20 protein-coding genes and 2 pseudogenes are annotated in these 25,323 nt (G+C 50.4%); 10 read left to right on the forward strand and 12 right to left on the reverse strand.

Going from position 1 to position 25,323, the window contains the following annotated elements; genetic code table 11:
• Positions 1-23: 23 nt before the first annotated feature.
• A complete protein-coding gene (locus FOT55_RS21415; RefSeq protein ID WP_048762585.1) occupies positions 24-905 on the forward strand; it encodes a polysaccharide deacetylase family protein in 882 nt (293 codons plus the stop codon).
• Positions 906-943: 38 nt separating this feature from the next.
• Here FOT55_RS21415 and FOT55_RS21420 read toward each other — a convergent pair whose 3' ends face one another.
• The 7 genes and pseudogenes from FOT55_RS21420 to FOT55_RS21455 form a co-directional block, all read right to left on the reverse strand.
• Positions 944-1,750 carry a LysR family transcriptional regulator gene (locus FOT55_RS21420; RefSeq protein WP_227952988.1) on the reverse strand — a complete coding sequence of 269 codons (807 nt, stop codon included), beginning with the start codon at positions 1,748-1,750 and terminating at the stop codon, positions 944-946.
• Between the two features lie 49 nt (positions 1,751-1,799).
• Positions 1,800-2,935 (reverse strand): IS3 family transposase gene (locus FOT55_RS21425; protein WP_222706559.1). Its coding sequence is split into 2 segments (ribosomal slippage): positions 1,800-2,689 and positions 2,689-2,935, totalling 1,137 coding nucleotides; the frame shifts between segments, so codons are not numbered across the junction.
• Positions 2,936-3,034: 99 nt separating this feature from the next.
• Positions 3,035-3,691, reverse strand: a pseudogene (locus FOT55_RS21435) (IS256 family transposase); the annotation flags it as partial.
• 12 nt (positions 3,692-3,703) lie between these two features.
• Positions 3,704-4,864 (reverse strand): acetylornithine deacetylase, encoded by a 1,161-nt coding sequence (gene argE / locus FOT55_RS21440; RefSeq protein ID WP_012541192.1) that lies wholly within the window; start codon positions 4,862-4,864, stop codon positions 3,704-3,706.
• Entirely contained in the window at positions 4,857-5,531 is a 675-nt protein-coding gene (locus FOT55_RS21445; RefSeq protein ID WP_012541191.1) for a DUF1028 domain-containing protein, read from the reverse strand. Before FOT55_RS21445 ends, argE begins: the two co-directional genes overlap by 8 nt.
• Positions 5,528-5,953 (reverse strand): RidA family protein, encoded by a 426-nt coding sequence (locus tag FOT55_RS21450; protein ID WP_012541190.1) that lies wholly within the window; start codon positions 5,951-5,953, stop codon positions 5,528-5,530. Before FOT55_RS21450 ends, FOT55_RS21445 begins: the two co-directional genes overlap by 4 nt.
• A 9-nt stretch (positions 5,954-5,962) precedes the next feature.
• Positions 5,963-7,231, reverse strand: coding sequence for a flavin-containing monooxygenase (locus FOT55_RS21455; protein WP_012541189.1), 1,269 nt, complete (start codon positions 7,229-7,231; stop codon positions 5,963-5,965).
• Between the two features lie 608 nt (positions 7,232-7,839).
• Here FOT55_RS21455 and FOT55_RS21460 point away from each other — a divergent pair.
• The 3 genes from FOT55_RS21460 to FOT55_RS21470 are packed head-to-tail and all read left to right on the forward strand — an operon-like array spanning position 7,840 to position 12,387.
• Positions 7,840-9,243, forward strand: coding sequence for a purine-cytosine permease family protein (locus tag FOT55_RS21460; RefSeq protein ID WP_012541188.1), 1,404 nt, complete (start codon positions 7,840-7,842; stop codon positions 9,241-9,243).
• A gap of 14 nt (positions 9,244-9,257) precedes the next feature.
• Entirely contained in the window at positions 9,258-10,904 is a 1,647-nt protein-coding gene (locus FOT55_RS21465) for a GMC family oxidoreductase (protein WP_082144862.1), read from the forward strand.
• Complete coding sequence (locus FOT55_RS21470; protein ID WP_048762581.1) at positions 10,897-12,387, forward strand: aldehyde dehydrogenase; 1,491 nt, start codon at positions 10,897-10,899, stop codon at positions 12,385-12,387. The genes FOT55_RS21465 and FOT55_RS21470 overlap by 8 nt, the downstream gene beginning before the upstream one ends.
• A gap of 44 nt (positions 12,388-12,431) precedes the next feature.
• On the opposite strand, the gene FOT55_RS21475 is transcribed toward FOT55_RS21470, so the two are convergent.
• Entirely contained in the window at positions 12,432-13,352 is a 921-nt protein-coding gene (locus tag FOT55_RS21475) for a LysR substrate-binding domain-containing protein (protein WP_040206036.1), read from the reverse strand.
• A 644-nt stretch (positions 13,353-13,996) separates the two neighbouring features.
• Between FOT55_RS21475 and FOT55_RS21480 the strand changes: the two genes are divergently transcribed.
• Complete coding sequence (locus FOT55_RS21480; protein WP_048762580.1) at positions 13,997-15,265, forward strand: tyrosine-type recombinase/integrase; 1,269 nt, start codon at positions 13,997-13,999, stop codon at positions 15,263-15,265.
• Positions 15,266-15,414: 149 nt separating this feature from the next.
• Here the strand turns inward: FOT55_RS21480 and FOT55_RS21485 are convergent, their stop codons facing one another.
• Entirely contained in the window at positions 15,415-16,137 is a 723-nt protein-coding gene (locus FOT55_RS21485; RefSeq protein ID WP_040206044.1) for a sulfite exporter TauE/SafE family protein, read from the reverse strand.
• Positions 16,138-16,148: 11 nt separating this feature from the next.
• Positions 16,149-17,045 carry an oxidoreductase gene (locus FOT55_RS21490; protein ID WP_032936819.1) on the reverse strand — a complete coding sequence of 299 codons (897 nt, stop codon included), beginning with the start codon at positions 17,043-17,045 and terminating at the stop codon, positions 16,149-16,151.
• 76 nt (positions 17,046-17,121) lie between these two features.
• Between FOT55_RS21490 and FOT55_RS21495 the strand changes: the two genes are divergently transcribed.
• The 3 genes from FOT55_RS21495 (at position 17,122) to FOT55_RS21505 (ending at position 21,873) form a co-directional block, all read left to right on the forward strand.
• Positions 17,122-18,006, forward strand: coding sequence for a MurR/RpiR family transcriptional regulator (locus tag FOT55_RS21495; RefSeq protein WP_004899254.1), 885 nt, complete (start codon positions 17,122-17,124; stop codon positions 18,004-18,006).
• Positions 18,006-18,863 (forward strand): DMT family transporter, encoded by an 858-nt coding sequence (locus FOT55_RS21500; RefSeq protein ID WP_032754802.1) that lies wholly within the window; start codon positions 18,006-18,008, stop codon positions 18,861-18,863. Before FOT55_RS21495 ends, FOT55_RS21500 begins: the two co-directional genes overlap by 1 nt.
• Before the next feature lie 235 nt (positions 18,864-19,098).
• On the forward strand, positions 19,099-21,873 hold the full coding sequence (locus FOT55_RS21505; RefSeq protein WP_048762579.1) for a winged helix-turn-helix domain-containing protein: 2,775 nt from the start codon (positions 19,099-19,101) through the stop codon (positions 21,871-21,873).
• Here the strand turns inward: FOT55_RS21505 and FOT55_RS25640 are convergent.
• Both FOT55_RS25640 and FOT55_RS21510 read right to left on the reverse strand, forming a co-directional pair.
• Positions 21,850-22,203: an MFS transporter gene (locus FOT55_RS25640; protein WP_227952981.1), complete on the reverse strand. Its 354-nt coding sequence runs from the start codon at positions 22,201-22,203 to the stop codon at positions 21,850-21,852. The genes FOT55_RS21505 and FOT55_RS25640 overlap by 24 nt on opposite strands.
• A gap of 12 nt (positions 22,204-22,215) precedes the next feature.
• Positions 22,216-23,037 carry an MFS transporter gene (locus FOT55_RS21510; protein WP_227952978.1) on the reverse strand — a complete coding sequence of 274 codons (822 nt, stop codon included), beginning with the start codon at positions 23,035-23,037 and terminating at the stop codon, positions 22,216-22,218.
• Between the two features lie 172 nt (positions 23,038-23,209).
• Between FOT55_RS21510 and FOT55_RS21515 the strand changes: the two genes are divergently transcribed.
• Together FOT55_RS21515 and FOT55_RS21520 are read left to right on the forward strand one after the other, a co-directional pair.
• Complete coding sequence (locus FOT55_RS21515) at positions 23,210-24,016, forward strand: SDR family NAD(P)-dependent oxidoreductase (RefSeq protein ID WP_016530710.1); 807 nt, start codon at positions 23,210-23,212, stop codon at positions 24,014-24,016.
• A 235-nt stretch (positions 24,017-24,251) separates the two neighbouring features.
• Positions 24,252-25,170, forward strand: a pseudogene (locus FOT55_RS21520) (hypothetical protein).
• The last annotated feature ends 153 nt before the right edge of the window (positions 25,171-25,323 follow it).

Below are 25,323 nucleotides of genomic sequence, written 5' to 3' on the forward strand. Positions count from 1 at the left end.
TTCTGTATGAGGAGTAATAACCCATGGCGAAAGAAATACTATGTGGTTTTGGAGTGGGTGTAGATGCCGTTGCAGGCTGGCTATCTTCTTATGGGGGAGAGGATTCTCCAAGCGATATATCTCGCGGTATGTTCGCTGGCGAAGTAGGTACTCCACGTCTTCTGAATCTCTTTGACCAGTTTAATATTCCAACAACCTGGTTTATGCCTGGTCATTCCATTGAAACCTTTCCTCGGCAAATGGAAGCAGTTGTTAATGCTGGACATGAGATAGGGGTTCATAATTACAGTCATGAAAACCCAATATCTATGTCGCCTGACCAAGAAAGAGAAGTCCTTCAAAAGGGCATTGATATGGTCACAAAATTAACAGGGAAGAGACCTACTGGGTATGTCGCTCCATGGTGGGAATTTTCTCCTGTAACCACAGATCTTCTATTAGAAAATGGCATCAAATATGACCATTCACTAATGCATCATGATCATCAGCCTTATTATGTCAGGAAAGGTGATTCCTGGACCAAGATAGATTATTCCAAGACACCGACCGAATGGATGAAACCGCTGGTACGCGGAGAAGAGACGGACCTTATTGAATTACCCGCCAGTTGGACAATCGACGATATTCCTCCTTTCATGTTCATGAAAACAAAACCCAACAGCCAAGGTTTCATGAATCCCAGGGACATCGAACAGTTGTGGAGGGATCAATTCGATTGGGTCTACCGTGAGCATGAATATGCGATCTTTACTTTCACGATTCACCCGGACGTATCTGGACGCCCGCACGTATTAATGATGCTCGAACGCCTCTTAACGCATATGCTTGGTCATCCAGGGGTGAAATTCCTAAAATTGAATGACATTGCAGATGACTTTGCCAAGCGATTGCCACGGATAAAATAATGACACGGCAGCCGATAAGGCTGCCTGTTTTATGTATCTCAAACCATAAATCCGCTATTTTTTGATAGTTCGAGAATTCTGTCTCTGATTCCTGATACGAGTGGGTTACGTAATGAGCTATCAATCCATACCAAATAGATAGAATTTATGGGGAGTCTCTCATGAACATTGACTTCAACGATCTGACCTCCTGCTATGCTTTGGGCGCATAAATACTCAGGCATCACAGTCCAACCAATATTTTCTCGGATCATTCTTTCTAAAATTCGCAAATCCGGTACAGTAATAGACGGACGAAGCAGTGCAAAAAATCGCGAAGAATCCTGGAAAACCTCCCTTATCAATGGTAACTGTTCATCATAAGCTATTAGAGGAAGCTTCGACAGCGTATCAATCACGTCCTCGTTTTCTTTGAAGTTGTCTGCTATAAGTGACGCTACCACAACTATTAACTTTTCCATTCCAATTTCAGCATATCCAAATTTTTGTTTATCCGGCATAGAAGTTGTGAAACCTAGTTGACAACTTCCGTCCAGAAGACAGGTGTATATGCGCTTCCTATTTCCTGTCAAAACTTTAAATTTAATACCTTCATTGAATAGTTTTTTCACCAAGTACGGTAATTTTGACCACATTAATTCTGCTGGCCCGATGAAAGATACTGTCCCCGAGGACTTTCTTGTACGTGATCTAAGCATCGACAACTTCAGTTCAATTGTTTCTAAATCTGAAGCCACCAATCTCGCCAATTCCTCCCCATCCACTGTAGCCACCACACCATGTGAACGACGAGTAAAGAGAACACACCCGGTAAAAGCCTCAAGTGAATGAATGTGGGCAGACATTGCAGGCTGGCTTATGGAGTGACCCCATTCCCGTAGACATTCGCTGTCCTCACGACGAGGCCTTTTCGAAGGCCTCTGGACTGACGCCTCCCAGGTGACTGTGGCGTCGGGTCCGGTTGTAGAACACTTCGATATAATCAAATATATCAGCCCGGGCCATGTCCCGGGTTTTATATATCCGCTTTCTGATGCGCTCTTTTTTTAGCGAACTGAAGAAGGATTCTGCCACGGCATTATCCCAGCAGTTGCCGCGCCGGCTCATGCTGGGTGACAGGTTATTAGCCTGGCAGAACCGTCGCCAGTCATCGCTGCCGTACTGGCTGCCCTGATCGCTGTGCACTATCACGCTTTCGGCAGGTTTACGCCGCCAGACGGCCATCAGCAGCGCATCCAGTGCAAGTTCACGCGACAGCGTCGGTTTCATTGACCAGCCCACCACATTACGGGCAAACAGGTCGATGACCACGGCCAGATAGAGCCAGCCCTGCCAGGTCCGTATATAGGTAATATCCGTTACCCAGACCTGATTGGGTTTCACAACCGTGAACTCCCGCAGCAGGCGGTTAGGTGCTATCAGTGACGGACGCCCTCTGGTCCCACGGGGTATCTTGTAGCCATGTACGGCCCGTATCCTGTTTTGCTTCATGATCTTGGCTACCCGGTTTCTGCTGCATGCTTCACCGACTTCACGTAAGTCGCAGTGAACCCTGCGATAGCCGTAAACACCGCCGCTCAGTGCATAAGAGTCGTGGATTAATTTCAACAATCGCTGGTTATCCTTTTCTCCTGCAGAGACAGGACAATGAAGCCAGACGTAAAATCCGGCACGGGCAACTTTCAAAACCCGACACATCGCGGCGATCGACCATATATCACGGTGATCGTTGATGAAGCGGTACTTTAGTCGGGCTCTCTGGCAAAGTACCGCGCTGCCTTTTTAAGAATATCCCGTTCTTCCTCAGTACGCTTAAGCTGCGCTTTCAGCCTGAGAATTTCCGTTCTGGCATCCAGTAAGTCCTGAGCCTGATGCCCGTTATTATCAGGTTTTACTGAACGGACCCATTTGTAAAGACTGTGCGCCGACACGCCGAGGCGTTCTGAAACGTCAGCAACGGAATAGCCCCGCTCAGTGATCTGGCGGACCGCTTCTTCTTTAAATTCAGGGGTAAAACGTGGTGTGCCCATAGACTCCTCCTATGCTCAAAATATAGGTCAGTTTTGTCTATGGGCTCGGGGTCACTCCATTATGAGGCAAAAAAGTGTCTACGAAACCCGGGTCTATTCATACTTCGATGCCACGTCTTTGATCGAGTTGCGTATCTGATGAATAACGCACAGTTGCACTTCAGTCTGTGGATAAATGCTGTTAATCGCCTCAGGGAAGCCGGTCAGTCCGTCCACGCAATCGATCAGGATATCTTCAACGCCACGGTTTTGCATGCCACTCAGTATGGATAACCAGAAGTTAGCGCCTTCACTTTCCGACAGATACAGGTCCAATACTTCTTTTTTGCCTTCCAGATTCAGTGCCAGAACGGTATATACAGCCTAGCTCTGGTAATGGCTTTCTTCGCGGATTTTGTAGTGACTGGCATCCAACCAGACAAAAGGATAGACCTTCACAAGGGGTCGCTGCTGCCACTGTTTAAATTCGGGGATATCTTTATCGGTGACCGCACTGATGGTGGCGCTGGACACGCTTAACGCTTATAAATCCTCAATTTCCCGGCCGATATCCTGATAGCTCATCCCCAGAGCGAACAGGCGGATGATCTTACGTTCTATCCCGTTGGAGAGTTTGGTCCGGTGCTTTTTTACCAGTTGCGGTTCAAACGTGCCGTTGCGATCACGCGGTGGTGCCAGTTCAAAACTACCGGTCGGTGTTTTGAGGTCTTTTTTACCAGAGCCGTTTTTACGGTTAGCTTCATTAGGTTTAACTAACTATTGACTGTTTCATTTTAAAGGAACTGTACGCATCCATTTACATAAATTTACCAGCATACTCATGCAGTGTTCTACTTGTTCAATAGCAATAAACTCATCCGGCTTATGCCCCTGCGCCATGCTGCCTGGCCCGCAAATCAGGGTGGCAATCCCCGCTTCATCAAACAATCCCCCTTCGGTGCCAAACGCCACGGTTGAGAAATCATTGCTGCCACTCCATTGCGCCAGCCACTGCGCGAATTGCGATTGCGGATCGGTGAGCAGGCTAGGATAGTAGCTCAGCGGCTGAAAACGGATCGCGCTCTCGGCTGCCACCGCCTGCATTTGCGGTAACAATTGCTGTTGCGAGAACAGCTCGACCTCGGTCATCACACCCTGAACATTAGCGCCCGGCAGATAGCGGATTTCAAAATCAAACTGACAATCCTGCGGCACGATGTTCAGCGCGCTGCCGCCCTGAATCATACCGGTCTGGAGCGTGCTATAGGGGGGATCAAAACGCGCATCCTCGATCTGCTTCAGTTGCTGCGCCGCTGCGCCCAGCTGGTTGATAAGCCTGGCCGCGTATTCGATGGCATTGACGCCAGAGGGTGCATAGGCCGAGTGACAGGCGCGGCCATGCACCTGACAACGCATCGCCACCTTGCCTTTGTGTCCATACACCGGGCGCATTTCTGTCGGCTCGCCGATGATACACATGGCGGGTTTTTCCGCAGACGCGCGCAGATAGTCCACCATGCTGCGCACCCCGAGGCAGCCCACTTCCTCATCATAGGAAAAAGCCAGATGCAGCGGCAGGCGCAACGGCTGGGTCAGAAAGTTATCCAGCGATGCCAGCACGCAGGCCAGAAAGCCCTTCATGTCGGCACTGCCACGGCCATAGTAGCGCCCTTCCTGTTGTGTCAGGGCAAACGGCGGCAGCGTCCATTGCTGACCATCGACCGGCACCACATCGGTATGACCGGACAACATCACCCCGCCGTCACCGCCCGGTCCCAGCCGGGCATACAGATTGGCTTTGCGCCCGCTGTCATCCATGATGCGTTGCGACGCGATACCCCGTTGCGCCAGAAAATCTTCAATCCAGGCAATCAACGCCAGATTGGATTCGCGGCTGGTGGTATCAAACGCCAGCAGTGCCGCGAGGATGTCGCGTACCGCGTTACTCATCGCCGGGTACGCCATAGCTCGGGGCATCGCGTGGATCCAGTGCCCGGGTGACGTAAGCCTGCATCTGCGGTTCATACGCCAGCCACAACTTGTGCAGCTCTGCCAATGGGTTTTCTTCTGCCCAATCGACGCGCAGGTCCACCAGCGGCCAGGTGTAATCATCGACTACTTTCACGGCAGCAGAATGCACCGGCCCCGCCTCACCACCAGCGTCGATCCCCGCCTGCAACGCCGTAATCAGACGACTGGTGAGTTCACCGGTGGTGGCTTCAAAAGCCGTCACCATTGCGGCGATCACCGCTTGCTCCGCCAGCATATTGCCTGCGGCCACGCATTCTTTGCCCTGCACCACATGATAAATACCCAGCGTCTTGTCACCGCTAAAGGCGGCGCTGCGACCGCTGGCGTCAATGACAGTCACCTGGCGATACTCGCTAAAGCGATCTTCTGCCAGCGCGCTTTTCAGTGCCTGTTCCGGCGCTAACCCCGCCTCCAGCCGCGCCAGAATCTGCTGCCCCAGTGCCGGTAATGTAATGTTCTGGCTGGATACCGCCCCCACTCCGGCCACCAGCCACGGGCAACGCGCGCCGACGGCAATGCTCGACGAGCTAATGGCGATACCGAGTTGGCCGGACTCCGCACAGCGTGCGGCAATCGAAAGCGTCATTTCGCCTCCCAGTCATCCGGGATCACCGCAATCACATCAATTTCCATCAGCCACTGCGGCTGTGCCAGCGCCGAAACCACCAGACCAGTTGAAATCGGAAACACCCCTTTCAGCCATTTGCCCACTTCCTGGTAAACCGGCTCGCGATAGCGTGGATCGGTAAGATAGGTGGTGGTTTTCACGATATGGCTCAGGTCGCTACCGGCTTCTTCCAGCAGCTGTTTGAGGTTTTTCATCGCCTGTTCGGTTTGAGCGCGGGGATCGCCCAGCCCGACCAGATTGCCTGCAAAATCGGTACCGACCTGGCCGCGCACGTAGACGGTATTACCAGCGCGTACCGCCTGGCAGAGATCGTTGTCCAGCGTCTGATTCGGATAGGTTTCTTTGGTGTTGAACATACGAATACGTTGATGAGTAGGCATAACAGTTCCTTAAAGCGAGTCAGAGGGAGCGCGGTAATGCTGGTACTGGCGCTGGATAGCGATCTGGTCAGCAATAAATTTGGCATCGTGCCAGACGCCCCAGATAAAGGTGGAACCACGACGTGACAACCACGGCAAGCCGAGAAAATAGACGCCAGGCTCGCTGGAAACACCACGATGATGCTGCGGTCTGCCCTGGTCATTAAAGGCATTAACCTTCAGCCAGCTGTAATCGGCCACGTAGCCCGTCGCCCAGATAATGCTGGTGATGCCAGCTTCGGCCAGATTAAGTGACAGCTGCGGATGGGTTACGCAGGCGGGGTCTGGCAGGAACTCACGTGCTTGCGGTTCAGGCGGTAAATCAAGACCGTTACGGTCGATATACGCGTCAGCAGCATCCAGCAATGCGAGATAATTAGCATCGCCGCGCGCAATATTCACCGCCAGGTCATCCTGAAAACGTACGGTGTTAGCGGTGAAACTTTCAGTCAGGCCAACGAGGTTAACGCCCTGCGCCGCCAGACGACGGAAATCGACGGTATGCCCACCGCGTGCGCCACTGACGGCGATGGTGACATGCTCTTTGCCCGGCTGGCTGGCTGCGGCATCCCACAGACCGAGTACCCCAAGCCACCAGCAGAAGTCCCGGCCACGGTAGGAACGTGGTGGACGATCGTGCGGTCCCACCGACAGCCATACGGGCTTACCGGCACGTTGCAGCTCATCAGCAATCTGCACGCCGGAAGAACCGGCACCAACCACCAGCACGCCCCCCTGCGGCAGCTGCTGCGGATTTTTATAGTCTGCCGAGTGCAGCTGTTGTACCTGGCTATGCTGAGGAGCAATCGCCGGGATGACCGGACGCTGGAAAGGACCGGTAGCGGCCACGATACGCTGCACATTGATCACGCCTGCGGAGGTGGTGACGGTGAAACCACTGCGCCCCTGATTGCGTTCAGCGCTTAACACTTCGACGCCAGTATGAATCGGTGACTGGTTCATGGCGGCGTAGCTGACAAAATAATCGGCAACCTGTTCTTTCGCCACGAAGCTGTCAGGTGAGCAGCCGGGAAACTCCATCCCCGGAAAGCGGTCATGCCAGGCCGGACCGTTGGCAACCAGCGAATCCCAGCGACGACTACGCCAGGATTCGGCAATCCGATTTTTCTCCACTACCAGATGCGGAATGCCCAGACGCGTCAGGTGTTCGCTCATGGCAACCCCCGCCTGACCCGCGCCAATAATCAGCGTATCTGTTTCAGTTTTTAATGATGTCATTTCAACGTCCTTCATCCCGCATCACGCAGGGGATTAACCACTTAAGAAGGACCCAAGACTATTGGAGCACGTGCAGGCGGTAAAATATTATAAAGTGAGCGTCTGGATAGAAAATATTTAACCTGCTGGCAACCTTGTCCGCCGAAATAAAATACAAAGCCCTGTTAAAGCCGCATCCGCTCTGCACAGGCAAGATAAAAAGGTGCTGAGATAAATCAAATTAACGCGATTCACAGACAACATTTTTACTTATTAATTTTGCAAAATTGACGATATTTAATATTGCCAACGATGCTTCAGTGACGAGCAGACGCGCACCAAAATAAGGCATTCAGCCAGAACGTGGCATTTTAGATGTTAATAATCAAATAGTTAATTAGATTCAAAAATATCTCACCTGTCATTCTTTAACGTTCCAATTTGGGGCAGCCAATCCATAAGCGAGATTGCATCTTTTTTTTATATTAGTTGGCTATATTTTTCTTCATTTCTCTCTATAGCCAACTGTTGCAACATCCCATCAACGTTATTTTCACCCCTCCCAATTTTTTGGGTGGTTATAACCGCAGCCATGCGGCAAGCCTGCAAATGACTTTGTTGAGATAACTATGATGACAAACAACCCAAAAGATAATGCTGTTGCAACCACAATAGAGTTGAGCACCATCCAGCCCATTCCCGCGCATGAACGTCATGGCAAGCCACGGGATCTTTTTACCATCTGGTTTGGTTCAAACATCATGTTGCTTACCGTGATTACCGGTGCGCTGGCGGTGAGTATTTTCCACTTATCTTTTATGTGGGCCACCCTCGCCGTATTGATTGGTAACCTTGCCGGTGGGCTGTTTATGGCATTGCATTCCGCGCAGGGGCCACAATTAGGTGTGCCGCAGATGGTGCAAACCCGCGGCCAGTTTGGTTCTTATGGTTCCGTGCTGGTGGTGGCGTTAGTCGTCATCATGTATATCGGCTTTCTGGCATCGAACCTGGTGCTGGGCGGTCAGTCACTGCACGCCATCTACGCACCGGTTTCTACCGATACCGGCATCCTGGTTTCTGCGGTACTCAGCCTGGTCGCCTGTGCCTTCGGTTATAACCTGATTCATGCCTACACCAAGGTGATGTCGTGGGTATCCGGTATTATTTTGCTCGCGGCCTTTGCGTGGATTGTTTTCGTGCATGGTCTGCCGACTGATTTTCTCGCACGTAATGGCTTTAATCTCAGCGGATTCCTCGGTGCCATTTCCATCGCCGCGTTATGGCAGCTGGCCTATGCGCCTTATGTATCCGATTATTCCCGCTACATGCCAAAAGATATCAGCGAAAAAAGTGTCTTCTGGTGTAGCTACCTGGGATGCGTACTGGGTTCATTGTTCCCGATGATTCTTGGCATTCTGGTTTCTATTTGCATCGTGGATGGTGATTTAATCACCGGCATTGTGAATATGACCGGCGGATTATCCTCCACCGTAATTATTGTGTTTGCCTTAGGCATTGCCGCGACCAATGCAATGAACCTCTATTGCGGCGTGCTCTGCACCCTGACGCTCGGCCAGACATTCCTGCCTAAATGGTCGCCACTTTCTGGCGCCCGCATTGTGGTTTCGATTGTCACCATCCTTATCGAAGTGCTGATTGCGATTTATGGTCAGGAAAACTTTCTGGTCAATTACACCAACTTTATTCTGATGCTGCTGTATGTGCTGGTGCCGTGGACGGCAATTAACCTGGTTGATTACTATCTGGTGGCCCACGGTAATTATGATGTCGCTTCATTCTTCCGTCGCGACGGTGGCATATACGGTTACTTCAATTCAAAAGCCATTTTCTGTTATCTGCTGGGCATCATCGTCGAGATTCCCTTTATGTCTACCGCCATCTATACCGGCCCGGCAGCAAATATGTTAGGTGGTGCCGACATCTCCTGGATTATTGGTTTAGCCATCGTCTCACCTGTTTATTATTTCCTCTGCCGTACTCAGGCAGTGGCGCAAACCTCTGTTGCTAAATAATCACCGGAATGACTATGAACAATAGCAAGACCTATGACTACATCATTATTGGTGGTGGTTCCGCAGGTTCAGTACTGGCCGCCCGGCTTGCAGAGCAGGCAGATCTCAAGATCTGCCTTATCGAGGCCGGTAGCCGTGATGAAACCCCGCGTATCCAGACGCCTGCGGGCACCATCACCCTGTATAAAAGCAAAAAGTTCAGCTGGAACTTTTATTCAACGCCACAAAAAAGCCTGGGGGGACGGCAAATCCACGTCCCGCGCGGCAAGGCGCTGGGTGGTTCCTCATCCATGAACAGCATGATTTATATTCGCGGATTACCTTCTGATTATGACCGCTGGGAACAGCAAGGTTGTGAGGGCTGGGGCTGGAATAATGTCCTGCCCTGGTTCAAACGATCGGAAAAGAATCTGCTGTCTCAGGACCCGGCATATCATGGTTTTAACGGCGAATTACTGGTCGATAAACCGCGCGATCCCAATCCGGTATCAGCGCTGTTTGTCGCGGCGGGCAAGCGGGTCGGATTAGCGGAGAACACCGACTTTAACGGTAAATCGCTGGCGGGGGTCGGCATTTACAACGTCACGCAAAAGGATGGCAAACGGTTATCATGCTATCGTGCATTTTTGCATCCCCATATTGGGCGCAGCAATTTGACCGTGATGACTGACTGCACCGTGCAAACGTTGATCATTGAAGACAAAGCGGTCAAAGGCGTGCGAATAACTGAGCATGGCCGCGATCAACCCACGTCAATTCTCTGCCGCCATGAAGTCATCCTTTCGGCCGGCTCGATCGGCTCACCGCATATTCTGCTGAAATCAGGTATCGGGCCTGCTGCCGAACTTGAGGCCGCAGGTATTCCGCTGGTGCACCCTCTTCCCGGGGTGGGCAAAAATCTTCAGGACCATCTGGATGGTCTGGTCACCGTGCGTTCCAGAAACCCTCTGACGCTTGGTTTTTCCCTCGCCGCCTGGAAACCGATCCTGACATCCCCCTTCCAGTATCTCTTTCGTCGCAAAGGTTGGCTAACCACCAATTATGTTGAAGCCGGTGGCTTTGCCGCGACAAAACTCAGTAGCGATGAACCCGATATTCAGTTCCATTTTGTGCCGGGTTATCGCAGCCATCGTGGCCGTTTATTTGAATGGGGCCACGGCTATGCGATTCACACCTGCGTTTTACGTCCGCGGTCGATCGGCGCGTTGCAGTTAAAGCGTGATGGGCAGATCGCTATTGATTTTAATTTCCTCGCCGATCCTTATGACGCCAGCGTGCTGGTGGAAGGGATAAAAGTAGCAAGGAATATTCTGGCTCAGCCGGAATTCAATGCATTGCATGGCGAAGAGATGCTGCCGGGCAAACATATCCAGACTGACGAACAGCTGCATCAATACGTCAAAGAATATTGCGCCACGGTTTTCCATCCGGTTGGCACCTGCAAGATGGGGCGGGATGAAATGAGTGTTGTCGCACCGGACACTCTCAAGGTATATGGCGTGGAAAATTTGCGCGTGGCAGATGCATCAATTATGCCGACGCTTATCAGCGGCAACACCAATGCGCCTTCAATTATGATTGGCGAACGTGCGGCAAGCATGATCCTGCAAGGAACGCCGGTAGCTGAGACCGAGACGAATAAGGAGAACGCTTATGCATAATCGTGATTACTGGCAAGGTCTGCTGAACCAACAACGCTTTAGCACGCATGCCCTTATCGGGGGTAAACCTTACTTCGCCAAAGCGGAGAAAACCTGGGCGGTGGTGAATCCCGCCACCAATGCAGTGTTAGCGGACGTCACCGCTTGCCAGGCTGAGGATATTGACGCTGCGGTGCGTTCAGCACGCCAGGCATTTACCTCTGGTATCTGGTCTGAATGTCCTTTAGCGCAACGCAAAGCCGTGCTGCGCAGGCTGGCGGAGCTGATGCTGGAGCACCGGGAAGAACTGGCGCTGCTGGAAAGCGCAAGCATGGGGAAACCGGTGCTCGATGCCTATAACGTTGATGTGCCTGGTGCTGCTCATGTGATGGCCTGGTACGCAGAAAGTATCGATAAGATTTATGACGAGGTTGCCCCCACCCGTCCGGGTACCCTGGCAACCATCACCCGTGAACCTGTCGGCGTGGTTGCCGCCATTGTGCCGTGGAATTTTCCCCTCGATATTGCCGCCTGGAAAATTGGCCCAGCGCTGGCAGCCGGAAATAGTGTGATCCTGAAACCCTCGGAGAATTCGCCTTTCACCGCACTGAAACTGGCAGAACTAGCGCTGGAGGCCGGGTTGCCCGCCGGGGTGTTAAACGTTGTTACCGGGCTGGGGATCGAAGCCGGTGCTGCGCTGGGCCAGCATAACGATGTTGATGTGCTGACCTTTACCGGTTCAACCGCGGTGGGCAAAGCCTTTATGGCCTATTCCGGCCAATCCAATTTGAAGCAGGTGTGGCTGGAATGTGGTGGCAAAAGCGCCAACATTATTTTTGCCAATTGCCAGGATCTCGATTTAGCCGCCGAAAAATCCGCCTTCGGTATCTGTTTCAACCAGGGTGAAGTTTGTTCAGCTAACTCCAGATTATTAGTTGAGCGTAAGATCTATCCCGACTTTATGGCGAAGTTGATCACGAAGTTGCACGGCTGGCAACCTGACCACCCGCTTAACCCCAATGCGAGGATGGGCGCGATGGTTTCGACTGCGCATAAAGATAAGGTGATGGATTTTATTCAGACCGCAGTGACTCAGGGCGGTATTGTGCGCGCGGGTGGCGAGCAACGCGAAATCGAGACAGTCGCTAACTACATCCTGCCGACGGTGATTGAGATTGAAAGCGAAAACGTTAACTTATGGCGTGATGAAGTATTCGGTCCGGTGCTCGCGGTAAAAGTCTTTGATGATGAGTCGGAAGCCATCGAACTGGCGAATAATCATATTTACGCCCTTGCTGCGTCTGTATGGTCGGACGACCTGAATCAGGCACATCGTGTGGCGCGCAAACTGAACGCCGGAACGGTGTCGGTCAACACCGTTGATGCGCTGGATGTGACCGTTCCTTTTGGTGGCAATCAGCAATCGGGTTTTGGCCGCGACCTGTCTTTACATGCCTTTGATAAATTCACCAAATTAAAAACCACCTGGCTTGAATTACGTTAAATACAACTGACGTTTGCTCTACCCGCAACGGGTAGAGTAACAATTTAATGGCTGCTGACGGCCGGAGTTAATTCAACACTGCGGCAATAATCCATAAATAACCGCGTGGGCCGCGTGGGTTCATTATTTTGCAGATAAGCCATAATCAGCGTCGATGCCGCCATTTCATCGATAATATCCAGTTGCACCAAGCGCTGCCCATCGTATGTCATATCCGAACAGGGCCGGGTCACCAGCACCGAAAAGCCCAGCCCCTGCCCGACCATGCACCGCACCATTTCAATTGACGGAGAGCTATAGGCCACTTCAGGGTAATAACCATTCTCTTTGAAAATGCTGATAAAGTAATTTTTGCTGGGTACCGCATCCAACAGGATCATCGGTTCGCTTGCCAGTTCCTGTAATGTCACCGCACTTTTTTTCGCCAGCGGATGCGCCGCCGGTAGCAGCGCATAGGGTTTATGCGGCGCATTCAGCGGTTCTTTCTGAATCGCGTTGTCCAGGTCAAGATCGTAGAGAAATGCCATGTCAAAACGGCCACGATGTAAACCGTGCATCAGCTCATGCTGTTCACCGTCGTACAGCTGAATATTGATTTCCGGATAGAGTTTTTTGAAACCTGCAATCAGCTTGGGCATATACAGCGGAGCCGCCGATTCAAAACAACCCACGGCGATGGTGCCGCAAACCAGCTCATTTTCTGCGCGTGAACTTTGCTCAAACTCATAGGACAACCGCAGCAACTCCTTTGCTTTTTCGTAGAACCGTCTCCCACTGGAGGTGAGCGATACGCCCTGTGCATGATGGCGAATGAACAGCTGCTGTTCAAAAGCGTCCTCAAGGTTTTTGATGGCGACCGAAATCGAAGGCTGGGCGATATGCAGCTGGCGTGACGCTTCGGCGATGCTTTCGGTCTCAACCACAGTGACGAAATATTTAAGTTGCTTGAGTGTGAAATGTGTCATGAAAAAACCTTTATAAAATATCTTCGCGTTAACATTCTAAATAGTCTCATTCTATCTAATTTTAATATGCAATATTTGCGCCATAGTTAAGAGCTACATTGTTATTCTAAAATTTAAGCTTCAGTTCGCCCTTCTGTAGATAGACATAACCATGGGTGTAACGCGACTACCGTTATGCGTTGAAGCCTGGGGGGTAGAAAACGTCACAAGTAGCGTAGCTACTCATTGTGGTATTTATCGGTGGCAATGACTCAGCCAGAAGCCAATGTTTCTTAAATGCTTCAGTTTAAGATGTAGAACCTCTGCTCCCAACACCGCTGCCGACGTGGAGGCTAAAATGTCAATTTATGAATCTATATGGATTGCTGCCGAAACAGCATGACATTTCGTCTTCCGCCCGAGAACTAAGGATTACTGCTAGTTAGTCATATTGGTTTTTGTAATAGCCCCATGCTCGCAAATGCGACCCAGTCAGAGGAGCCAATTTCCTGTTTGCATGCATCTTTGCGAATCCTTATCTGATATTGATTCAAGAGGTTAGCGTGAAAACTCTTCCCGGTGCATTTTGATTTTACCCTCCGCATCGGGAAAAATTGGTGGTCAAATCTGGGGTCAGGTTAGTTCGATGACGGAGTGACCCCCAAATGTCCCTTAACGACTCAAAAATCCGCACTTTAAAACCATCCGCAAAACCCTTCAAAGTTTCTGATTCTAACGGTCTGTACCTTCTTATCAAACCAGGCGGCTCACGTCACTGGTATCTTAAATATCGTATAAACGGCAAAGAATCCCGCATTGCACTGGGTGCCTATCCTGCCGTCTCCCTGTCTGATGCCCGCCAGCAGCGCGAAGGTATCCGTAAGATGCTGGCGCTGAACATCAACCCGGCACAGCAGAGGGCTGCTGAACGCAGAGCCTGCACACCAGAGAAGGTGTTTAAAACAGTGGCGCTGGCATGGCATAAAAACAATAAAAAGTGGTCGCAGAACACCGCTGACCGTCTGCTTGCCAGCATGAACAACCATATCTTTCCTGTAATTGGTCATCTGTCCGTCACGGAGCTTAAACCCCATCATTTCATTGACCTGCTGAAAGGTATTGAGGAAAAGGGCCTGCTGGAAGTCGCGTCCCGCACGCGGCAGCACCTCAGTAACATCATGCGCCATGCGGTCCATCAGGGATTTATCGACACCAACCCGGCAGCAAATCTTGATGGCGTGACGGCTCCCCCCATGAGACACCACTATCCCGCCCTGCCGCTGGAGCGGCTGCCTGAATTGATTGAACACATTGAAGCATATCATCAGGGCCGTGAACTGACCCGGCTTGCTGTCCTGCTGACGCTGCATCTGTTCATTCGCTCCAGTGAGCTGCGCTTTGCACGCTGGTCAGAAATTGATTTCATAAACAGAATTTGGACGATACCCGCCACACGCGAAGCCATTGTGGGTGTGCGTTATTCAGGGCGCGGTGCAAAAATGCGCACTGCTCATATCGTGCCCCTCTCACAGCAGGCTATAGCTATTCTGAAACGGATTAAGGAAATATCCGGGGCTTACGAACTGGTCTTCCCCGGCGACCATAACCCGTACAGGCCGATGTGCGAAAACGCGGTTAATAAAGCACTGCGCCTTATGGGATTCGACACGAAACAGGACATCTGCGGACATGGCTTTCGGGCAATGGCATGCAGTGCCCTGATGGAGTCTGGCTTATGGTCGCAGGATGCAGTGGAACGCCAGATGAGTCACCAGGAGCGCAACACCGTGCGTCTGGCTTACATTCATAAGGCTGAGCATCTGGAAGCCCGCAAGGCGATGATGCAGTGGTGGTCAGATTATATCGATACATGCCGGGTCGCATACGTACCACCTTTTAACACAGGGCGGGATAAAAACAACGAAGCTGCATGACCAATAACAAAAAGCTGTATCAGCATACCCTGGTACGGCTTTATTCATTTCTGATGGCTTGCCAACCCCTCCACCCCGACCCGTCGCTGCCTGTAGAAAGCTGTTACACAACAACAACACGCTTGCGCCGTCAGCCCTGGCGTGCCATTTCATTTGAGAGCAAGGATCATCCCTACTGCCCCAGCGACGAGAACGGCATCAATGAGAAGCTCGAACGTATGCGTCTGGAGTTTCTGGACGAGACGTTTCGCAATCATCGAACCGACGAACAATGCGATGCCGATGGCAAGTCCATGTGTGAGGACAGGCTGCGCGAGTGCGCCCGATATACCGAACGTAGCTAGCTTGCCAGCGTAGAGCAGGATTGCGCTTGCCGCCTCTGATCCCAAAAATACGCCTCCACTCATTCCGTACCCGGTAAATACCGGCACGCTGAGCGGCCCGGTGGACAGCACGAATCCGGTCAGAAACCCGACAATCGCCCCGGCAAAACTCATGTGCCAGAGATTCAAGTGGAGGTTCGATCGTCTGATGAGACGGCGCAGCGGGATCATCGCAAGGAAGAAAGCTGCCAGGAATACCTCCACTGTGCCAGGAGAAATCGTAAGTAACGTGTGCGCCCCGAGAACAGCCGCAGGAACTCCCGCCAACGAATAGGCAAACACCGGTCGCCAACGAATCTCATGCCACCAGACAATCACCCGTCCGATGTTGCCGAAAAGGGAGGCGATCGCCATAACAGGCACAGCAATCCGTGGCCCGTACGTGGCGACGAGGACGGGCAGCATGATTAACGACGAGCCAGTGCCGACGACACCGCTGAGTACTCCGGCACCGAGAGCGACGAAGAAGAGAAGTAAGAGTGCAATCATCGGCTTTAAGATCAACCAGGGCCATCGCTCGCAGCCGCAAGAAGCGGTACCAGGATGTCGCTGATCGGCGTTGGAATGCTGTGAACCCGGCCGCGACGCGCAATGACGCCGTTGCGGATATCCCATTCAAGCGGTCGGCCAGCTTCTCGATCCGTGAGGATGGAGGTGCTCATGTCTGCAGGAGCCGCCCGGAACTTATCGAGGATCTCCTGCGGCACTTCGTCTCCGAGTTCAGCGCCCTCTGCACGTGCCACGGCCAGGCATTCCTGCAGATAAGCCAGCGTAAGCCTGGCGATATCAGCACGGCCAAACATGCCTGAGCGGCGGTGCGTGAGTGCCATGAGTCCAGCCACCGCATTCTGCATCAGCTTGCGCCAGGCCAGGGAGCTGAAATTCGCGGCCAGATCTACGGAGCACCACGTGCCTTGCAGCGCTGCGGCCACTACACGGGAAGCTGGTGCGTCTGGCACGCTGAGGCGCGCCTCACCACGCAAGCGTACCGAGCCATCGGACTGCGCTTGAGCAGGGAACCACACGACAGCGGGAACGATCTGTCCGGGCAGAGAGTACGTAGCGAGCCTGTCCAACTGTTCGACCCCATTCTGGAGCACGCATATAACCGTCTCCGGGCCAGTCAACGCCCTGAGCCATTCTGCTGCCGCGTCGATTTGTGTGGACTTGACTGCCAGAAAGATAAGATCAACCGTGCGAGTGATTTGTGCCGGATTCGTCTGTACCGGACCGGGTACGGTGATAAAGCGGTTGCCATCTTGCAAGGTCAGGCGATCGCGGGGAGTACGTCCACACAGCAATGGTGTGCGGCCGACTTCGTGTAACGCCGCCGCGACTGTTGTGCCGATGGCACCTGGACCTAAAACAGCAACAACTGTATTGATTTCAGTGTTCATGAATGTGGACTCCTTGCAACAGAATCTAATTACGTGGTGGTTGTGCCCTTCCCAAAGGACATGTAATATATTACATATGAATAAAGAAAATGGTAATAGAATTTCAGAAGGTGAGCAGCGGTTACAGCAATGGCTTGGCAGCATTCACGCCCGAAGCGGCGACCTCGCTGCAAGTGAGGCTAAAGTTGTCGATCTCCTGCTTGTCGATCCTTTATTTGTCGGTACAAGCACGGCAGCACAGGTTGCCACCCGTGCTGGTGTATCACCGCCGACAGTAATACGCGCTGCACGAGCGATCGGGTTCACCGGGTTCACTGAACTTAAGATAGAGATTGCCCGGGCTCGTGGCACTGCCCAATTCTTTGCCCCGCCTGAAGTTCTTACAGCGGATGCGACGCTGGCATCAGTGCTGGAAACATCAATTCGTGCTGGTGTAGACGCACTGACTGCGCTCAGCGGTGCTATCGAAATCTCCGCACTTGATGAGGCGGTCGATTTAATCCAGAGCGCACGCCAGGTATTTGCATTTGGTGCTGGTCCCTCTGCGACGGTTGCCGCTGATGCGGTCTTTCGTTTGCGGACGGCGGGTGTGATAACCGTCAGTATCCAGGATTATTTATCAGCGATGATTGCTGCTCGTCTACTCGGTCCAGGCGATGTCATCATCGTCGTCAGTTCAACAGGGCGCACATCATCCACACTCTCCATCGCTGATGCAGCATCCTCGGCAGGAGCATCGCTTATTGCAATAACTAACCAGTACGATACCCCACTGGCGACACTCGCCAACGTTTCGCTCGTTGTTGGCGGAATGCCACTCCCGGCACAGATGGCCGCTGCCGGGAGTCGACTGGCCCAGCTCGTCGTTATTGATACGCTGGTCGCTGCTCTCACTCTGCGGGATAAAGAACAAAGTCGCCGGGCTGAACGGGCGGGTATTGATTTGCCCGATATGTCCTGATGCAGTTCAGCACGGTAGCAATGATTCTTACTGCTGCGGTAGCTCATGCAGTATGGAATATAGCCTCAAAATACAAGAGGGAAGACACTCTTGTGTTCGTCTGGGCGTACAGCTGTGCCTCATCATTGCTGTGGGTCCCGTTCAGCCTCATTCTGATAGTTGAGGGACAACAGGAACTCGACTGGAGACTCGCTGTCGGCGCAGTTATCTCGTCTGCACTTCATATCGCTTATTCTCTAATCTTGCAGGCTGGCTACGAGCGCGCCGAACTGGGTGTTGTTTATCCGATTGCCCGAGGAAGTGGACCAGTTCTGACGATACTGTTTGCAACCCTTCTCATGGGAGAACGGATTTCACCAGGCGCTTTACTCGGCGCTTTTATCGTTATCGCTGGTATTTTCGTTGTCACCGGCAATCCGTTCAGGAGCGGAAGCCGACCACTACAGGGAATGCTTTGGGGGGCAGCGACAGGCACCGCCATCGCTGGCTATACACTCTGGGACGGTTATTCGGTAATCTCTCTGCACCTGGATCCAGTGCGCTACTACGCCAGCACACTCCTGCTACAGAGTCTGATTCTTACCCCTGGTGCGATGCGGCGACGAAATCGCATTCCAACTGCTGTACGTGTGGATATCATCCCAATCCTTATCATTGCTGTATGCTCTCCCCTTGCCTATATCCTTGTACTGACAGCCATGCAGAGCATGCCACTGGCACTCGTCGCTCCTCTCAGGGAAACATCCATTATTGTCGGCTCCCTTCTTTCGTACTGGCTTTTTCGTGAAAATCATCTGGCACGCCGGATTGCCGGTGCAGTGGTGGTGCTGACCGGCATCGCAATAATTAGCCTTTGATCGCTTCGTTGGATGCCAATCGTCGTCTTATTGTCAGCGTGGATCGTTCGTCGAAATTCAGTTTTCATCACCAGCTTGATCGCAAAGCTATGCCACATAGCACTATTGGCTTTATAATCATTAACGGTAAAAGTGGTATTGAATAGTTATACGCCGATGCAGCACATTCAACATGTAGCCTGATTCTGATGACCACTTTCGTTAGAAATGGCTTACTCCATACCGAGAGTTCGTGATGCTCAAAACAGAAGATCTCAACACCATGATATCAATTGATGAGATTCACTTTGCTGACTGGCAAATCTGGCCACAGCTAAGGATTCTGTTACATCGGGGTAAGCCAGTAAGAATTTCTGCCAGAGCTTTTGATGTTCTGGTTGTTCTGGTGAGTGCTGGAGGTAAAGCGGTAAGTAAAGAATCTTTACTTACTCAAGTGTGGGGAAATGAAATCGTCGAAGAAAATAATCTTCAGGCACAAATTTCTGCTATACGCCGCATACTGGGACATGACCGCCATCTACTGATTACTGAATTTGGTTGTGGTTATCGCTTTAATATCAACAAATTGCCAACTAAACCGCTCTCTAAATCAGAAATACCTGAGCCCGCTGTTACCCCTTTTCTCGCATCGATTCTGGGGCGTGATAAAGCTGTGCAGGAATTATGCACCTTATTGGATCAATACCGTCTGGTGACGGTTACAGGCTCAGGGGGCGTGGGTAAGACTCGTTTGGCATGGGAAGTCGTCAGCCTTACACACTCGCATTTTCCTGATGGAATATGTGTGGCTGAACTGGCGCATATCACCGAAGCATCCAGCTTGCTATCTGTTATTTCACAAGCGCTCCATCTTCCATTAGCTGCCATTCATAATGATGCCGATTTACGGCAACAGCTTGCACGGCGTCGATGTTTACTGCTGATTGATAACTGTGAACATGTAATTAGTGAACTGGAACCAGTGATTACGTTGCTCCTGCGCCTGGCTCCCCATATAAAACTGTTGTTGACCAGCCAGGTAGCGTTACAGGTTGCCGGCGAGCAACAATATCTACTACCGCCATTACAAGTTCCTGAGAGCGAAGAGGCTGATACCCACGAGTTACTGACTTTTGACAGTGTCCGCCTCTTTATCGAACGTGGGCAGGCCAACCGACATAATTTCCATCCATCAGCCAGCGAACTGTCGTTGATTGGCGAGTTATGCCGTCATCTTGACGGTCTGCCGTTGGCGATTGAACTTGCGGCCTCCCGTCTGCCAGTCATGAGTGTCAAAGAGATCTATAGCCGACTGGAAGACCGTTTCCAGCTATTGAGCAATACGCACAGCTCTCTGGTGCCCAGACATCAGAAAATACTGACCACGCTGGAGTGGACTTATCAGTTACTCAACACTCGTGAACAAAGATTATTTTGCTCTCTGGGGATCTATACCGATATGTTCAGTGTGAAATCAGTAAGTGACCTTCTGCTGATTAAAGACAAGCATCGCTGGCAGGTTGTTGACGATCTGCAAAGATTGCTGTCTTTATCCCTGATTCAGGTCAGTACTCAGGTACCAGAGACCCGTTTCCGCCTGCTGGAAACCATGCGCCAGTTCGCATGCGATAAACTCAGGCAACAGGGTGAATATACTGTTCTTGAAGCCCGTTTTACCGGTTATTATAAAGTTCTGGTAGAAGAGGCCCAAGGTGATTGGTTTATGCTGCCAACGGGACAGTGGCGTGAACGTTATAGCCATATGCTTAATGATTTGCGGAGCATATTACAGCAAACGTTGGCTGAAGGGGCCGCTCCCTCTAAGGGGCTTGAGATCTTACAAGCGATGACCCCTTTTTGGATTGAATATTCACTCTACGATGAATGTCAGCGCCATATCTATCCTTTGCTTTATGAAAATACTTCTCGGGTAGTATTAACGCTACGCCAGAGAATGAATCTCAGCGCTGTAGCAGGTAAGGCGTCAACCTGGGCAAAAGGCCCTACGCCTGAAACACATTCAGCCTGGAAAACCGCGCTTGCACTTGCAGAAAAGCTCGACGACAAAGAAATACGTTTACAGGCTCATTACGGATTATGGTTGTATTATCTGCGTACTGGCGAGTTGGATAAAGCGCTTGAGCATGCGCAATCTATGTGCGAGCTGGCACGGTCCATTAGTGACGAGGAGGCGATGGCAACCGGGCTGCGTATTCTCGGTGTATCCCTGCATTTTTTGGGGCGTCATTATGTCGGGCGTGATTATCTCCAGCAATCTCTTGACTGGTATGAACATGGCGAATTAAGTCACTCTTTCCGTTTTGGTCTTGATCAAGAGAGCGCCGGTCAGGCCTTTCTGTCTCGTTTACTCTGGTTACAGGGTGAGTATAAGGCCGCGAAACAGATGGCATGGCGCGGTGTTAAAAAAGCCGCTCGTTTGCAGCATGTCTGTTCTCTTTGCTGTGCACTGGCTGAAGGCGCTTGTATGACAGCAGCACTGGATCGTAATCCGCGTTGGGTTATAAAGGCCGCAAACTGGCTTATTCATCTGGCAAAAAGGCATGATTTATATTTCTGGAAGACATACGGCGAGCTGTTTCTTGTTTGGGCCAAACAGTTCAGTCATACCGATGTTAGTCAAACCACACTGTTTAGCTCGTTGCGGGCGATGGGATTAGATTGGCAATATTCCCCCTTGTTGTCAGAAATTGATACCGGGTTATCGCTGAGAGCCACCCGCCAGGATCATGAAAACTGGTGCACGCCTGAGCTGATGCGTCTTTCTGCCACTCAATTACCTCCTCAGAAGCAACGCCTGCTGTTGGAGAAGGCCCTGGACAAAGCGCGTCAGCAACAGGCTCATGGCTGGGCCCTCCGTATTGCTTATTCATTGGCGACATTGCAGGCTGAAGCCGGGGAAAAATGGGCTGCTAAACAATTGATACAGGACGCTTTACATGATGTTGATGACTCAGACAATGCGACGGATGTAAGAAGTGCTATTGCGCTATGTGCCCGAATAGGGGCCTGAATATTTACGTTTTACGGCTATCAACATCCCCATGATCACGAGTCCGCCCCCTGCTGAAGAAATCAGCGCCCAGCTATGAGTTGTCTCCCATAACCAGGTGGCAGTCAGTGAGCCACATGCTCCGCCAATAAACATAACGCACATAAATAATGTATTAAGACGGTTTCTGGCATCCGGACGCAAAGAATAAATCGTGTGCTGATTAGCTATCAGTACACATTGCTCACCCGCATCCAGTAGTAGAATGCCCACCACCATACCCACAATACTGTTCCATCTCCAAAAAACAGTCCAGGCTAGCAGCATGAGTATCACACCAAAAACAACCATTCGGAATGGTCCCTAACGATCGCTGAAACTTCCCGCCAGAGGCGCACACAGAATACCGATTAACCCCAAAGCAGCTAGGGCGCCGGTTATCCCTGCACCGTAATCGTAGCGATGAGCTAACCAGAAAGGGAGCACGGTCCACAGCACGCTGAAGGAGGCAAACAGCATTGCTTGTGTAAGAGTTGCACCACGCACCTGCGGCTCGTTTTTCCACAGCAGTCCTAATGAACGTAATACCGCCAGATAGTTAAACTTTGGCGTTGACAACGACTGAGTAGGCAAAATGCGTAAGATGAAAAATATAGCCAGCAATGTCATGATCGCGCCGGATAAAAAGACGCCACGCCAGCCGAAATACTGACCAATAAGGCCTCCGATAGCCCGGCCAGCAAGGATACCTGCCAGGACACCGCTCATCACCGTACCAACGGTTTTACCTCGTGCAGAAGTTCTTGAGAGCGAGGCGGCAAGCGGCACTATCTGTTGAGCTACTGTTGCAGCCATCCCGGTAAGGAAGGAGAAGAACACCAACACTGTCGCCGTTGGGGATAACATCATGCCGATCATTGCCAGGAAAAGCACCTGCGCTTGACGCAGGATAAGCCACTGACGTTCAATATAATCGCCAAGGGGGATCAGAAAGAATAAGCCCACCGCATAGCCTACCTGGGTGACCATGGGGATCAAAGAAACAGCTCCCCATTCATTGGGAAAGGATCCGGCAATTAAATTCAGGACAGATTGATTAAAATAAATATTAGCCACAACAATACAACAAATAATCCCCAGCATAAGAATCCTGGTAGAAGAAAGCTCGTGATTGTCCGAACGCATTGACCACTCCTGGCACTAAACTCAATATTGTCTGGAGTATAAGCAAAGGCGACACCCAACTCTTTGACCGCTTTTTTCAGACATCTGAATTCTGATGCACAAGCTCCTGAAAAAGAGATTTGTTACTAATACTGCTCATGTTATTGACTGTGCTTAACTTGAGGAGCAACAAATGGATTTAAAACTGACTGGAAAAGTGGCTCTGGTAACTGGAGCCCATACCGGAATTGGTTTCAGCATTTGTGAAGAATTGGCCGTGAATGGTGTGCATTTAGTCATGGTGGCCAGACGAGAACCTGAGCTGATTCTTGCTGCGAAAAAAATTTCAGAGAAATACGGTGTTTCGGTGCTGCCTATTGCCGGGGATGTGACTGATCCCAAACTACCTTCTTTAGTGGTTGAACAAGCGGAAAAAGTTTTTCAGCGTATTGATTTACTGGTGAACAATGCCGGAAGAGCCCATGCGGGCACGCTGTTAACCACTTCGGAAGAAGACTGGCAGATAATGACTGAGACCAAATTCTCCGCCATGCGACGTTTTTGTAAGGTAATCATCCCCGGGATGCAGAGACGAAACTGGGGGCGTATTGTCAATATCTCATCCATTGGCGGTATCTACCCTAATCCGCAACTTACCGTCTCACACGCACTGAGCGCCGCTATCAACAACCTGACCCGTAGTTTAGCACTTAGCGTGGCTCCGGATGGCATTCTGGTCAATGCGATCGGAGTGGGTGCTGTCGCGACGGATAACTGGGCGCAGAACATGCTACCGAATGTTCGCAATCGTCGTCCTGAACTGGCTGACAGAACAGACGAAGAGGTAATGGCATTACTGGGTAAAGAGAAAACGCCTGTGGGCCGCTTTGGACTTCCTGAAGATATTGCTGCAATTGCTACGTTCCTACTTTCTGGGAGGAATCAGTTTGTTACTGGACAGACAATTGAAGCATCAGGCGGAGCAGACAGATTTATGTAATGTCTTCCATTCAACTTAAATAATGTTTGAGAATTGAATTAGTTTAACCTGATATTTGTTCTTCTTTTCAATCACTGCGAAATATGAGGCCGGATATGGGGGACTGAAACGCTAAGAAGCCCCCGTATCAATATAATCCAAATATTATAACGTAATAGATCCCGCACCATGAAATTAATTTCACTGGAAAATTCATGGTATTTTTTTTAAAAAACAGAAATAGAGGAAAACCACTATGTCAAAAAAACAAACACTATCAAATACAAACTATAGTTCGCCTGACTGGCTGACTATCCGTGAAGCAGTCGAAGTGATAAATAAAAAAGGACTGAAAATTAAAAAAAAGTGACATTTACAGGCATGCATTACATGGCAGCATTCATCTCTCTATTTACTTTCAGTCGCCAATTACATTACGAAAAATACAGAGATCGAGCTACAAAGTAAGGCTCAGACCATGTGATATGTCATCAATAAATCGTTTATGCCTTCTTGACAAAAAAGCGTTTATTGAAGGACATAATTTTATTGTTAGCACTACTGGCAAATATATCATTCCCACAGAGAGAGTGATTGACACTCTATTGATTGGATATGAATATGTTCTAGTGCAAAAATTACTTTCCCGATCTCTTAAAATACCATTACCTGTAACAGGAGCTATTGATTTTAATCATGGCATAACAGTTAGCTTACAAGGAGAACCATTTCAACTATTCGATAAAATGACATGGGAAGAAAGAATAACACAAAAAATTATGCAACTCCCTAAAAACATTTCACCATATGTACATAAAGAGATATTCTCAAAGAGGATAAATAATTACCTGGGGAAAGAGTATTTCCCGGCTCATATTTTACCTCGGGATGCCTGGTTTGTTATTCGACATGCTGAACTTGATAAAGTCATTGACATCATAACCAATAGCAGAGTGCCCTCATTATCTGCAACGCGAATATCAACACCACTATCTCGTTTTTTCTGGCTGGCCTGTAAAAACAATGAAGTCATCCGTCCATTAATTAGTAAACCGTACAAACTACTATCTATTTTCGAACAATGGGCATCTGACGAAGGCATTACCGACAGGCTCAGTGGTGATACGTTAAAAACTGCACTCGTACGCGGTTCCCCCACATCAATGTCGGATTGACGCAAGTGAATTTTACCAAACCCAAATGTCCGTATTAAGGACTCTAAAATCAGTAATACGGACATAATTAGTTTTTTTGACTCTTTTTTCCTTGTCACCTCAAGGGACATTGTATTTCTGTACTACTGGTATCAATACATATCATCAATTATC

Source organism: Serratia bockelmannii (genome assembly GCF_008011855.1).
In the GTDB taxonomy this organism is placed as follows: domain Bacteria; phylum Pseudomonadota; class Gammaproteobacteria; order Enterobacterales; family Enterobacteriaceae; genus Serratia; species Serratia bockelmannii.

Coding starts and splice junctions, on each gene's coding strand:
- FOT55_RS21415 (WP_048762585.1), top strand. CDS start 24: ATGGCGAAAGAAATACTATGTGGTTTTGGAGTGGGTGTAGATGCCGTT.
- FOT55_RS21420 (WP_227952988.1), bottom strand. CDS start 1,750: ATGTCTGCCCACATTCATTCACTTGAGGCTTTTACCGGGTGTGTTCTC.
- argE (WP_012541192.1), bottom strand. CDS start 4,864: ATGAGTAACGCGGTACGCGACATCCTCGCGGCACTGCTGGCGTTTGAT.
- FOT55_RS21445 (WP_012541191.1), bottom strand. CDS start 5,531: ATGACGCTTTCGATTGCCGCACGCTGTGCGGAGTCCGGCCAACTCGGT.
- FOT55_RS21450 (WP_012541190.1), bottom strand. CDS start 5,953: ATGCCTACTCATCAACGTATTCGTATGTTCAACACCAAAGAAACCTAT.
- FOT55_RS21455 (WP_012541189.1), bottom strand. CDS start 7,231: ATGACATCATTAAAAACTGAAACAGATACGCTGATTATTGGCGCGGGT.
- FOT55_RS21460 (WP_012541188.1), top strand. CDS start 7,840: ATGATGACAAACAACCCAAAAGATAATGCTGTTGCAACCACAATAGAG.
- FOT55_RS21465 (WP_082144862.1), top strand. CDS start 9,258: ATGAACAATAGCAAGACCTATGACTACATCATTATTGGTGGTGGTTCC.
- FOT55_RS21470 (WP_048762581.1), top strand. CDS start 10,897: ATGCATAATCGTGATTACTGGCAAGGTCTGCTGAACCAACAACGCTTT.
- FOT55_RS21475 (WP_040206036.1), bottom strand. CDS start 13,352: ATGACACATTTCACACTCAAGCAACTTAAATATTTCGTCACTGTGGTT.
- FOT55_RS21480 (WP_048762580.1), top strand. CDS start 13,997: ATGTCCCTTAACGACTCAAAAATCCGCACTTTAAAACCATCCGCAAAA.
- FOT55_RS21485 (WP_040206044.1), bottom strand. CDS start 16,137: ATGATTGCACTCTTACTTCTCTTCTTCGTCGCTCTCGGTGCCGGAGTA.
- FOT55_RS21490 (WP_032936819.1), bottom strand. CDS start 17,045: ATGAACACTGAAATCAATACAGTTGTTGCTGTTTTAGGTCCAGGTGCC.
- FOT55_RS21495 (WP_004899254.1), top strand. CDS start 17,122: ATGAATAAAGAAAATGGTAATAGAATTTCAGAAGGTGAGCAGCGGTTA.
- FOT55_RS21500 (WP_032754802.1), top strand. CDS start 18,006: ATGCAGTTCAGCACGGTAGCAATGATTCTTACTGCTGCGGTAGCTCAT.
- FOT55_RS21505 (WP_048762579.1), top strand. CDS start 19,099: ATGCTCAAAACAGAAGATCTCAACACCATGATATCAATTGATGAGATT.
- FOT55_RS25640 (WP_227952981.1), bottom strand. CDS start 22,203: ATGGTTGTTTTTGGTGTGATACTCATGCTGCTAGCCTGGACTGTTTTT.
- FOT55_RS21510 (WP_227952978.1), bottom strand. CDS start 23,037: ATGCGTTCGGACAATCACGAGCTTTCTTCTACCAGGATTCTTATGCTG.
- FOT55_RS21515 (WP_016530710.1), top strand. CDS start 23,210: ATGGATTTAAAACTGACTGGAAAAGTGGCTCTGGTAACTGGAGCCCAT.